The sequence below is a fragment of the Pseudomonas serbiensis genome (assembly GCF_030580745.1).
GTDB lineage: Bacteria > Pseudomonadota > Gammaproteobacteria > Pseudomonadales > Pseudomonadaceae > Aquipseudomonas > Aquipseudomonas serbiensis.
The window spans coordinates 493,600-505,597 of the sequence record NZ_JAUQOO010000001.1 but is presented as its reverse complement, the minus strand read 5'-3'; the positions used below and the strand labels follow the sequence as shown (position 1 = coordinate 505,597).

General features: G+C 58.5%; 11 protein-coding genes. 8 read left to right on the top strand and 3 right to left on the bottom strand.

Annotated elements, in window-relative coordinates; all coding sequences use genetic code 11:
* Positions 1-59: 59 nt before the first annotated feature.
* A complete protein-coding gene (gene sohB / locus Q6A51_RS02230; protein WP_304574018.1) occupies positions 60-1,088 on the bottom strand; it encodes a protease SohB in 1,029 nt (342 codons plus the stop codon).
* 205 nt (positions 1,089-1,293) lie between these two features.
* Here sohB and Q6A51_RS02225 point away from each other — a divergent pair, with 205 nt between their 5' ends.
* From Q6A51_RS02225 to Q6A51_RS02200, 6 genes are all read left to right on the top strand, one after another.
* Positions 1,294-2,004, top strand: coding sequence for a histidine phosphatase family protein (locus Q6A51_RS02225; protein WP_304574017.1), 711 nt, complete (start codon positions 1,294-1,296; stop codon positions 2,002-2,004).
* Between the two features lie 55 nt (positions 2,005-2,059).
* Positions 2,060-2,377: an SCP2 sterol-binding domain-containing protein gene (locus Q6A51_RS02220; RefSeq protein WP_201002048.1), complete on the top strand. Its 318-nt coding sequence runs from the start codon at positions 2,060-2,062 to the stop codon at positions 2,375-2,377.
* Between the two features lie 211 nt (positions 2,378-2,588).
* A complete protein-coding gene (locus Q6A51_RS02215) occupies positions 2,589-3,656 on the top strand; it encodes a phosphotransferase family protein (protein WP_304574016.1) in 1,068 nt (355 codons plus the stop codon).
* Positions 3,657-3,686: 30 nt separating this feature from the next.
* The gene (locus Q6A51_RS02210) at positions 3,687-4,454 is read left to right on the top strand and encodes an SDR family oxidoreductase (RefSeq protein WP_201002044.1); all 768 of its coding nucleotides are present in this window, start codon (positions 3,687-3,689) and stop codon (positions 4,452-4,454) included.
* Positions 4,455-4,594: 140 nt separating this feature from the next.
* Positions 4,595-5,737, top strand: coding sequence for a Gfo/Idh/MocA family protein (locus Q6A51_RS02205; RefSeq protein WP_201002042.1), 1,143 nt, complete (start codon positions 4,595-4,597; stop codon positions 5,735-5,737).
* A gap of 103 nt (positions 5,738-5,840) precedes the next feature.
* Complete coding sequence (locus Q6A51_RS02200; RefSeq protein WP_201019559.1) at positions 5,841-6,620, top strand: TSUP family transporter; 780 nt, start codon at positions 5,841-5,843, stop codon at positions 6,618-6,620.
* On the opposite strand, the gene nudC is transcribed toward Q6A51_RS02200, so the two are convergent.
* Both nudC and Q6A51_RS02190 read right to left on the bottom strand, forming a co-directional pair.
* The gene (gene nudC, locus Q6A51_RS02195) at positions 6,588-7,424 is read right to left on the bottom strand and encodes an NAD(+) diphosphatase (RefSeq protein ID WP_201019558.1); all 837 of its coding nucleotides are present in this window, start codon (positions 7,422-7,424) and stop codon (positions 6,588-6,590) included. The genes Q6A51_RS02200 and nudC overlap by 33 nt on opposite strands.
* Positions 7,425-7,463: 39 nt before the next feature.
* Positions 7,464-8,276, bottom strand: coding sequence for a crotonase/enoyl-CoA hydratase family protein (locus tag Q6A51_RS02190; RefSeq protein ID WP_304574015.1), 813 nt, complete (start codon positions 8,274-8,276; stop codon positions 7,464-7,466).
* Between the two features lie 203 nt (positions 8,277-8,479).
* Here Q6A51_RS02190 and Q6A51_RS02185 point away from each other — a divergent pair, with 203 nt between their 5' ends.
* Together Q6A51_RS02185 and Q6A51_RS02180 are read left to right on the top strand one after the other, a co-directional pair.
* Positions 8,480-9,964 carry an ATPase domain-containing protein gene (locus Q6A51_RS02185; RefSeq protein ID WP_304574014.1) on the top strand — a complete coding sequence of 495 codons (1,485 nt, stop codon included), beginning with the start codon at positions 8,480-8,482 and terminating at the stop codon, positions 9,962-9,964.
* The gene (locus tag Q6A51_RS02180) at positions 9,961-11,991 is read left to right on the top strand and encodes a hybrid sensor histidine kinase/response regulator (RefSeq protein WP_304574013.1); all 2,031 of its coding nucleotides are present in this window, start codon (positions 9,961-9,963) and stop codon (positions 11,989-11,991) included. The genes Q6A51_RS02185 and Q6A51_RS02180 overlap by 4 nt, the downstream gene beginning before the upstream one ends.
* The last annotated feature ends 7 nt before the right edge of the window (positions 11,992-11,998 follow it).

The window sequence follows — 11,998 nt, the reverse complement described above, 5'->3', positions numbered from 1 at the left end:
GTTTCGCGAATGAATTCGCTCCTGCACGGTATGTGGGAGCGAACTCATTCGCGAAGGCATCACCAGAACCGCTGCTGGGTCAGACGACTCCACCAGCCGGTAACCAACCGATCCACCGATGATGTTGCTGCCAGTCCTACGCGCTCCTGCAGGCTTTTGCGCTGGGCATAATTCAGGTGAAACACTTCGGCATCCTTGGCCCGCTCGGCCAGGTACTGATCACTGGTCTGCAACTCATCGACCAATTGCTTCTCAAGAGCAGCCATACCCAGCCAGACTTCACCGGTGGCCACCTCATCGATGGACAACTGTGGGCGATAGCTGGCGACAAAGCCCTTGAACAGGTCATGGGTGATGTCCAGATCCTGCTGGAACTTCTCGCGGCCCTTCTCGGTGTTTTCGCCAAAGACCGTCAGGGTGCGCTTGTACTCGCCAGCAGTCAGCACTTCAAAATCGATATCGTGCTTTTTCAGCAACCGGTTGACGTTGGGCAACTGCGCCACGACGCCGATGGAGCCGAGAATCGCGAACGGTGCGCTGATGATCTTGTTACCGATACAAGCCATCATGTAGCCGCCGCTGGCCGCGACCTTGTCGATGCAGATGGTCAGCGGAATCCCCGCCTGACGGATACGCGCCAGTTGCGATGAAGCCAGACCATAGCTGTGAACCATGCCGCCACCGCTTTCCAGACGCAGGACCACTTCATCCTTGTCGGTAGCCATGGTCAGCAGCGCGGTGATTTCATGACGCATGCTTTCGGTGGCCGAAGCCTTGATGTCGCCATCGAAATCCAGCACGAAGACACGAGGCTTCTGTTCAGGCTCAGCCTGCTTCTTCTCTTTCTTCAGGGTCTTGGCCTGCTCCTTGCGCAAGGCCTTGAGGCGATCCTTGTCCAGCAGCGCCTGCTCCAGATGCTCGCGCAGGCCTTTATAGAACTCGTTGAGCTTGGTGACCTGAAGTTGTCCTGCCGTCCTGCGACGACCTTTTCCACGTGCTGACGCGATAGCTACCAGCACGACGACGATGGCAATGACCAGCGTAACCGTCTTGGCCAGAAAACTTGCGTAATCGGCAACGAAATCCACAGATACTCCTCACTTGCGTTGCGCCCTTTCCAGTCAAGGGCTTCGATGGCTCAAGCATACCGACGCGCTCTGACGTTCACCAGCACACGACCTGTTGCAAATAGTTAAAACGGTAATTTCAAACGAGCGTATGTTTTTTCGTTGACAGGCCCCGGCCATCCCCCATAACCTCGCCGGACCTTCAACGTACCGAGACGACACGGACGTGGGCAGCATTTATTTGATACGACATGGCCAGGCTTCATTCGGTGCAGACGATTACGACGTCCTGTCGCCCGTCGGTATTCGTCAGGCCCAGGTAATTGGCGAACATCTGGCGCAGCTTGGCCTGCGCTTCGACCGCTGCCTGTCCGGCAATCTGCGGCGCCAGAAAGACACTGCACAAAATGCCCTGGCCCAACTGGCCGAGGCCGGTCTTGAGCCGCCTGTGCTGGAAATCGACAGCGCCTTCAATGAATTCGATGCCGAAGGCATCGTCCGCGCCCTGCTGCCCGCAATGCTCCCCGATGAACCCGATGCCTTGAATATCCTGCGCAATGCCGGCCATGACCCGGCCGAGTTCCAGCGCCTGTTCGCACAGATCGTCAGCCGCTGGCTCGGCGGCGAACACGACACACCGGGCATGCAAAGCTGGCTGGCGTTCGTCGCTGGCGTAAAGGCAGGTCTGGACAGAATCATCGAAGCGGCAGACAAGCACGGGCGCATCGCCGTGTTCACCTCCGGCGGCACCATCACGGCTTTACTGCATCTTGTCAGCGGCGTACCTGCCCGGCAGGCATTCGAGCTTAACTGGCATATCGTCAACACCTCGCTGAACCGGCTGGAATTCAGTGGCAGCAAGGTGACCCTGGCTTCCTTCAACAGTTACACACACCTGCAACTGCTGAAGGCGCCGGAACTCATCACTTACCGCTGAGTCCGGCCAACCGCGCCCTGACCGGCGCCAGAACCAACCATAAAAGGATAAGACCATGACCTCAGTAGCCGAAGCTGTCCAAACCATGAAAGCCAAGTTCAACCCAAGCGCTGCTTCGGGCCTGGACCTGGTTTTCGGCTTCAACATCACTGACGAAGACAAGCACTACGCCCTGATCGTCAAGGACAGCACCTGCGAACTGCAGGAAGGTGAAAACCCTGACGCCAACGTGACTCTGGTCATGGACAGCGAAACCCTCAAAGGCATCGTCAGCGGCGAGACCGATGGCATGCAGGCTTTCATGGGCGGCAAACTGCGCGCCGAAGGCGACATGATGCTGGCCATGAAGCTGAGCGAGCTGTTCCCGGTTTAATGAAAACCACTGCGCCCGGTCATGCAGACTGGCTCAGGACGATGCACGAAAAACCGAAGCTTCAGGGCTTCGGTTTTTTTTCGTCTGCAATAAAACCGGCTGATCGGCGGGCAACACGCTAGCCTATAAGGCTCGCCAAGGGTTGTTCGCCAATAGCCTGCCGATTAGATTAGCCAATGATCCTGACAGACCATAATAAACAGGAATAAGTATGGCGCTAACCGACCAGTCCACGGATATTCGTCCCGGTGAAGAGCTGGACGCACACCTGATTGATCCCTACCTGAAAGCACAGATCCCTGGCCTCAGCGGTTTGCCGCAGATCAGCCAGTTTCCGGGAGGCGCATCGAATCTCACCTACCTGATCCGTTATCCCGAACAGGAGTTTGTCCTGCGCCGCCCGCCATTCGGGCAAAAAGCCAGGTCGGCCCACGACATGGGCCGTGAGTATCGTATTCTCAACGGCCTCAAGGATGCATTTCCCTATTGCCCGAAAGCCTATGCACACTGCACCGATGAAAGCCTGATCGGCTCTGACTTTTATGTCATGGAGCGGGTCAAGGGCATCATCCTGCGCTCGGACCTGCCGCCTGAGCTGAATCTGGATGCCCGACAGACCGGGGAACTGTGCAAAAGCTTCATCGACAAGCTGGTGGAGTTGCATCGGGTCGATTATCAGGCGTGCGGCCTGACTGACCTGGGCAAGCCTCAGGGTTATGTCAAACGGCAGATCCTCGGCTGGAGTGAACGCTACGAGAAAGCCATGACCCCTGATGCTCCCGCCTGGGAAACGGTCAGGAACTGGCTGGTGGAAAAAATGCCCTCCGACCACCCGCAGCACGCCATCGTACACAACGATTACCGCTTCGATAACGTGATTCTCGACCCCGAAAACCCGATGCGCATCATTGGCGTGCTGGACTGGGAACTGACCACGCTGGGAGACCCGCTGATGGATCTGGGCAACACCCTCGCCTACTGGATACAGGCAGACGACCCTGCGCCCGTACAGTTGATGCGCCGTCAGCCCAGCAATGCGCCGGGTATGCTGACCCGCCAGCAGTTTGTCGATTATTACGCCGAACGCTCTGGCATCCGCATCGATAACTTCGACTTCTACTACACCTACGGCCTGTTCCGTCTGGCCGGCATCGTGCAACAGATCTACTACCGGTTCTTTCATGGCCAGACCCGGGACAAGCGCTTCGCACAGTTCATTCAGATGAACCTGCTGCTGGAGCGGATGAGCCTGCAAGTGATCGAAAAATCCAGTCTTTGAGTGCAGTGACCCAGGAAACAGGAAACCAACATGTCCAGAACCCAGTTATTCGACCTTGATGGCAAAATCGCCTTTGTTTCCGGTGCCAGTCGCGGCATCGGGGAAGCCATCGCCAGACTGCTGGCCCAGCAAGGCGCACATGTCATCGTCTCCAGCCGCAAGATCGAGGGCTGCCAGCAGGTTGCCGATGCAATCATCGCCGAAGGTGGCAAGGCGACGGCCATCGCCTGCCATATTGGCGAGATGGAACAGATTCAAAGCGTCTTCGAGCAGATTCGCCAACAGTTCGGGCGTCTGGACGTGCTGGTCAACAATGCCGCCACCAACCCGCAGTTCTGCAATGTGCTGGATACCGACCTGGGTGCCTTCCAAAAGACCGTGGACGTGAACATTCGCGGGTACTTCTTCATGTCGGTGGAAGCCGGCAAGCTGATGCGCGAAAACGGCGGCGGCAGCATCATCAATGTGGCCTCGATCAATGGCGTATCTCCAGGCGAATTCCAGGGTATCTATTCGGTGACCAAGGCAGCCGTCATCAATATGACCAAGGTGTTTGCCAAGGAGTGCGCGGCGTTCGGTATCCGCTGCAATGCGCTGCTGCCGGGCCTCACCGACACCAAATTCGCCTCGGCACTGGTCAAGAACGACGCCATTCTCAATGTGGCACTGGCCCAGATCCCCCTCAAGCGCGTGGCCGCGCCCAGTGAAATGGCCGGTGCGGTGCTGTATCTGGCCAGCGAAGCGTCGAGCTATACCACCGGGGTTGCGCTGAATGTGGATGGCGGGTTTCTTTCCTGAGTGCAGCCATGACGTCTGCGTAGGAGCGAATTCATTCGCGAATGAATTCGCTCCCACAGAACCAGATAAGAATTAAATTTCCATAATTATAATTTGTAGAATATATTTTCCGAAAACAATGATCCTTTACGGAGACTGTCATGCGGAAAACCCCTCTCGCTGCGCCACTGGGTATCGGGCTGATCGGCACCGGTTTCATGGGCCGCGCCCATGCCCTTGCATTTCGTAATGTCAGCGCGACTTTTGAGCTGCCTGCCCCTCTCCACCTGGCGGCACTGGCCGATGCAGACAGCGCCCGTGCCGAGCAGTGTGCGCAAGCATGGGGGTTCGAGCGCAGTCATGGCGACTGGCAGCAACTGATCGACGATCCTCAGGTTCAGATCGTGGCGATCACCACACCCAATCATTTGCACTTCCCCATGGCCATGGCAGCCATCGCCGCGGGAAAGGCGGTGTATTGCGAAAAGCCTCTGGCCGTCAGCCTTGCCCAGGCCGATGAGATGCGCCGCAGCGCCCAGACCGCAGGCGTCGTGACGCAAGTGGGTTACAACTATCAGCACAACCCGATGATCGGCCTGGCAAAAGAGATGATCGAGGCTGGCGAGCTGGGGGACATCATCAGTTTCCAGGGCGAGTTCAGTGAGGACTTCATGGGCGACCCGGCTTCGCCATGGTCCTGGCGCTGTGAAGCCGAGCATGCCGGTGGCGCACTGGCCGATCTTGGCAGCCATCTGCTGGCCATGGCCCGCTACCTGTTGGGCGATATCGAAGCAGTGTGCGCCGACTCGAATACGGTGCATCGCCAGCGCCCGAGCACTCGCGGCAGCAGCGAGCTGCGCCCGATTGCGGTAGACGATCAGACCCACGCCCTGCTGCGCTTTGCCAGTGGCGCACGCGGCACCTTCAGCAGCAGCTGGCTCAAGCATGGCTACAAGAATCACCTGAGCTTTGAAATCAGCGGCACTCGCGGCACCCTGGCTTTCGATCAGGAGCGCTTGAACGAACTGCGCATTTATCGCTCGGGCGCCACCGGGCGCGATGGCTTCCAGCGGATACTCGCAGGCCCGGCCCAGGCAGGCTATGCCGCCTTCTGTCCAGCGCCCGGCCATCAACTGGGTTACAACGAACTCAAGGCACTGGAAGTACATTCTCTGATTCAGGCCGTTTGCGGCCTTGGCAAGCGAGGACCGGATTTTGAAGAGGCCTGGCAGATCGAACGCCTGGCAGCGGCGATTCGCCTTGCGGCGCGTGAACAGCGCTGGGTCGGACTGGGTGAAATTTGAGAGCCAGGCTTCGACCATTGTCTGACACTGGGTACACATGGGAGTAGAATGCGCGGCCTTCGGGCAGCCATTCTGCCCCCCTGCCCTATAAGCCGTACCGATCATGCCTTTTGAACTCAGTGTCGACCTTACTACCCTCGCTGTTCTGATCGCCGTTGCCTTCATCGCCGGATTCATCGATGCCATTGCCGGCGGCGGCGGGCTGCTGACCACCCCGGCCCTGATGACAGCCGGCCTGCCGCCGCATCTGGTTCTGGGCACCAACAAGCTCAGTTCGACCTTCGGCTCGGCCACGGCCAGCTTTACCTACTACCGTCGCAAGCTTTTCCATCCACGCCAATGGATGCATGCATTGGTCGGCACCGCTGTGGGTGCGGCACTCGGCGCGGTGATTGCCCATTACCTGCCTGCCGAATGGCTGAACCAGATGCTGCCGGTGATTGTGTTCGGTTGCGGTTTGTACCTGCTGTTCGGCGGCACGCCCAAGGCGCCGCTGGACAGTGACGCGCCGATCAAGAAGAAATGGCAACTGCCCCAAGGCCTGACGCTGGGTTTCTATGATGGCGTGGCGGGTCCCGGCACCGGAGCCTTCTGGACTGTCAGCACCTTGATGATGTACCCCGTGGATCTGGTGAAGGCCAGTGGCGTGGCGCGCAGCATGAACTTCGTCAGCAATGCCGTGGCCTTGTCGGTGTTCATCTTTTCCGGCCAGGTAGACTTCGTGATCGGCCTGAGCATGGGGCTGTCAGTGATGCTCGGTGCCTACTTCGGCGCAGGCACCGCAATCAAGGGCGGTGCCAGGTTCATTCGCCCGGTGTTCATCACCGTCGTGCTCGGCCTGACTGTGCGCCTAGCCTGGCAGCACTGGTTCGGGGGCGCCTGAGCGACGAGCCAGATACGACTCGATCAGATAGCGCGCAATGGAACGGCTGGCCGGCAAAGGCGGCAGGTCATCGATACGGAACCAGCGCGCATCTTCGATCTCATCGACCTGCGGCACGATTTCACCGCTTTCATATTCGGCATGAAAGCCCAGCATCATCGAGTGGGGGAACGGCCAGCACTGGCTGCCCATGTAAGTGATATTGCGGATGCGGATCTGCACCTCCTCCATCACCTCCCGACGCACGCAGTCCTCGGCGGACTCACCCGGTTCGGCAAAGCCCGCCAGAGTGCTGTAGACGCCCGGCACGAAGCGCGGTGAACGGGCCAGCAGGATTTCATCGCCACGGGTAATCAGCACGATCATGCTTGGCGAGATACGCGGATAGAAGCGCAGGTTGTCATGCTCGCAGTACATGGCCCGCTCGCCCGGAATCTGCACCGTCGGGCGGCCACAGGCGCCACAGAATCGATGTTCGCGAGCCCAGGTGCTGATCTGCGCCGCATAGCCAAGCTTTTGATAGACAGCAAAATCGCCTTGCAGCATGAACTGGCGAAGCCCCTGCCAGGTGCATCCTTCGACCTCCACCGACCTGTCGAGCACCAGCACATAGACCGGCTCGCCATCGAAGTGGCCAATCCCATGCTCGCTTTGCACCGGCAGGTCCTGACGCTTGAGCCACTCCCTGGGGAACATGACGCCATTGCCGTCGAGCAGGAAACCCTCGTCGCCATGGACCACGGCCCAACCACCCGTGGCTTGCGTATCCAGAACTGCGGTAGTCCAGCGCGCCGGGCGTGTCATGGCAAAACTCCTCTGGTAACTGGCAAGAATCTTAGCTCCTCAATTGTCGAAAACAGGCTTCTGCTTGCTCATGTGCGCCGCCATGGCCACTTTGAGGTCTGCCGATTGCAGCATGGCAGAGTTCCAGATGGCAACGTGCTCAAGCCCATCGTCAATACGATGGTCGCGCATGTAACCGATCATTTGCTTGGTGCCTTCTATTGCAATGGGAGACTTGGTGGCAATTTCACGGGCGATGGCGAACACACCTTCCAACAGGCTCGGCGCATCGGCAAAAGTACTGTTGACCAGACCGATGCGCTGGGCTTCTTCGGCACCCACGGTGCGCCCGGTGTAAGCCAGCTCACGCATCATGCCGTCACCGATGATACGTGGCAGGCGTTGCAGGGTCCCGACATCGGCAGCCATCCCCATATCGATTTCACGGATCGAGAATTGCGCGTCGGCTGCGGCGTAGCGCATGTCGCACGCGGAAACCAGGTCGATGGCGCCGCCCAGGCAATAGCCCTGAATTGCAGCGAGCACGGGCTTGCGGCAGTTGTCCACCGCAGTGAACGAAGCCTGCATCTGCTGGATCTTGCGCCGCAACATCCGCGCATTGCGCCCGACATCCTTGCCCATCTGCCCCGCGATGGAAGCCAGCAGCGCCAGATCGATCCCCGAGGAAAAATGTTTGCCCGCACCACTCAAAACGACGACACGCACCTCATCGTTCTCCTCGACCCACTGGAATATCTCGATTATTTCACTCCAGAAGGCAGCGCTCATGGCATTGACCTTGTCTGGTCGATTAATCTGCACATGAGCAATGTGATCGGTCAGTTCGACGAGAAAGGCTTGGTAATCGGACACGGGCATCATCCTCAGAGGTGATTATTGTTTTGACTGGCCCGGACTATACCAAGCCCTTCACAACTGCCGTAAGACGACTTTTGTGACATTTCCCGGACCGCGAATCGGCCATGTTCCATGGCCTGACACATAAAAAGTATGAACCGTCGAGGCCTCAAGGGGTCCAGATTCATTGCCTGTATTCGGAAACAAGAGGGCAATACTTGGAAAATTCAAAAGCGGTAACCGGCATAGAAGGTCTGGACGACATCCTTTCGGGTGGTCTTTCACGCAATCATGTTTTCCTTCTCGAAGGGGAACCCGGAACCGGCAAGACCACCGTAGCGCTGCAGTTTTTGCTGGCGGGTGCGCAAACGGGTGAAGTCTGCCTCTACATCACACTCTCGGAAACCGAACGAGAGCTGCGTGAGGGAGCACGTTCCCATGGCTGGGAACTGGATGAACATATCGAGATTTTCGAGCTGACGCCTCCGGAAAGCCTGCTCAATACCGAGCAGCATCAAAGCCTGCTGTACTCCTCCGACCTTGAGCTGGGGGAAGCAACACGGCAGATCTTTGACGTGGTGGAGCGCATCAGGCCATCTCGCGTAGTCATAGACAGCCTTTCGGAAATTCGCCTGCTGGCGCAGAGTTCGTTGCGCTACAGACGGCAGATTCTGTCCATCAAGCATTACTTCGCTCGCTATGACGCGACCGTCATTCTGCTCGACGACCTGACTACGGAGTCTCTGGACAAGACCGTACACAGCGTCGCCCACGGCGTCATCCGCCTGGAAGAACTGACACCCAACTATGGCGCAGAGCGGCGACGCCTCAAGATCGTCAAGTATCGCGGTCAGAAGTATCGCGGCGGCTTCCATGACTTCACCATCATGGAAGACGGAATCCATGTGTTCCCGCGCCTGGTCGCGGCCGAACACCGTAATGACTACATCCGCACGCAACTGGGCAGCGGCATCAAGGAACTCGACGACTTGCTCGGCGGTGGTACGGACGGCGGCTCAAGTACGCTGATCCTCGGCCCGGCCGGCACTGGCAAATCGTTGATCGCACTGGTCTTCGCCGCACAGGCCGTATCTCGTGGCGAGCGGGTCGGCCTGTTCATCTTCGACGAAGAACTGGGCCTGCTGTTTGACCGGATGAAAAAGATAGGCATCGACCTCAAGGCCTTGCAGGCCACGGGCAACCTGATGATCGAGCAGGTGGACGCTGCCGAGTTGTCTCCGGGGGAGTTTTCCCATCGGGTGCGCCGCTGCGTGGATGACAAGCAGATCAAGACCGTTGTCATCGACAGCATAAACGGCTATCAGGCGGCAATGCCGGAAGAGAACTCACTGGTTCTGCACATGCATGAACTTCTGCTTTATCTCAACCGACAAGGTGCCTCGACCTTCATGACCGTGGCGCAACACGGCCTGGTTGGCGATATGCAAACGCCAGTGGATATTACCTATCTGGCAGATACCGTCATCCTGTTGCGCTACTTTGAAGCGCTCGGCCAGATTCGCAGGGCCATATCCATCATCAAGAAACGAACCGGCACTCACGAATCGACGATTCGCGAATACCGCATTGGCAGGAGCGGCCTGAGAATAGGCGAGCCGTTATCAGCCTTTCAGGGTGTCTTGCGCGGCGCTCCCGATTACTTTGGCGAAAGCAAGCCACTGCTCAAGGATGAAGACGAGTGAGTGTCAGCGGATTGTTATCGGAGCGGGCTGTCATTCTGGCCCCCAGAGGACGTGACAGTCAGATTGCGGTAATGATCCTTGAGGAAGCGGGCTATGGAGCAACCATAGCCCGCGATCTCAACGAACTAGGCCAGGAACTGGCTGCCGGAGCGGGACTCGCGATCATTGCCGATGAGGCGCTGCGCGGTGCGGATATCGATCCTCTGGTGAGCCTTCTGGCCAACCAGCCCGCCTGGTCAGACCTGCCTATCGTGTTGCTCACTCACCATGGCGGCCCGGACCAGAACCCTTCGGCACGTCTGGGCAACCTGTTGGGCAACGTCACTTTCCTGGAACGCCCCTTCCACCCCATCACTCTGGTCAGCCTGGTGTCCACGGCCGTGCGCGGCCGTCGACGCCAGTACGAGGCTCGGGCACGCATGGAGGATCTTGTGGAGGGTGAAAGGCGTTTGCAAAACGCCCTCAAGGCAGGTCGGCTCGGTTCATGGCAACTGGAGGCCGGGTTTCTGGTACTGACCTGCTCGGCCATCAGTAAAGCCCACTATGGCCGCGAAGAGCACGAAAACTTCACCTACGACGACTGGCTGGAAGCAGTTCACCCCGAAGATCAGCCCCGTATGCAATCGGCCTTGCAGCGCAGCCTGGATACGGGCGTCGATTTCATCATTGAGTACCGTGATATCTGGCCCGACGGCTCGGTCAACTGGGTCGATGTGCGCGCACGGGCCCTGCGCGCCAAGAACGGCCATGTCAGCGCACTATCCGGAGTGACCTCCGACATTTCTGAGCGCAAGCAGGCCGAAGCCCAGCTCAGAAGCCTCAACGAAACCCTTGAACAACAGGTCGAGGAGCGAACGTCGCAGTTGCGCCATAAGGAAGAGATCCTGCGTCAGTCGCAAAAGATGGAGGCTGTCGGCCAGTTGACCGGCGGCATCGCCCACGACTTCAACAATATGCTGACGGGGATCATCGGCAGCCTTGAGCTGATCAGGCGACGCCTGGCTCGGGGCCGTATCGAGGACCTCGACAACCTGATCGACCTGGGCGTGACCTCCGCCAACCGTGCAGCCGCTCTCACCCATCGTCTGCTGGCCTTTTCCAGACGCCAGTCGCTGGACTCAAAGCCCGTAGAGATGAACCAGTTGATCAGTTCCATGGGCGAATTGATCCAGCGCAGCCTCAACGAAAGCATTCACTTGGACATGCGCCCGCATGCAGAGCTATGGACCGCCGAGGCCGACCCCAACCAGCTGGAAAATGCCCTGCTCAACCTGGTGCTCAATGCACGGGACGCCATGCCCGATGGCGGGCAGTTGCAGATCGAGACCTTCAATCAGCGGCTGGACAAGTCGTTCACCAACGCCCATGAAAACCTTCTGCCGGGCGACTATGTAGTACTGAGTGTCAGCGACAACGGCTGTGGCATGCCGGAAGCCGTGGTCAGCCGTGCCTTTGACCCGTTCTTCACCACCAAACCCATCGGCCAGGGCACAGGGCTCGGGCTGTCGATGATTTATGGTTTCAGCAAACAGTCTCATGGTCATGTCGCCATCAAGAGCGAAATGGGCCGCGGTACGACAGTGCAGTTATTCCTGCCGCGCTTCCAGGGCGATCAGCCTGAAAACGAGCAGAGCTATCAGGGCAACACCCTTTTTGCCAAAGAAGGCGAAACCGTACTTATAGTCGAAGACGATCCAGCCGTACGGGCCTTGGTCAGCGCAGTGCTCGGTGAACTGGGGTACGCCTTCATAGAAGCCGGCGATGCCCGTGGAGCCGTGCCGATTCTGGAGTCGGATCAACGCATTGACTTGCTGATCAGTGACGTCGGCCTGCCCGGCATGAACGGTCGGCAACTGGCGGAAATAGCCCGGCAACTGAGGCCAGAGCTGAAAGTGCTGTTCATTACCGGCTATGCCGAACATGCGGCGGCACGCTCGGGGTTTCTGGACACGGGCATGCAGATGATCACCAAGCCCTTTGCGTTTGATCACCTGACATCCAAGGTACGAGAGATGATCGAGGCCTGAAGCCTCC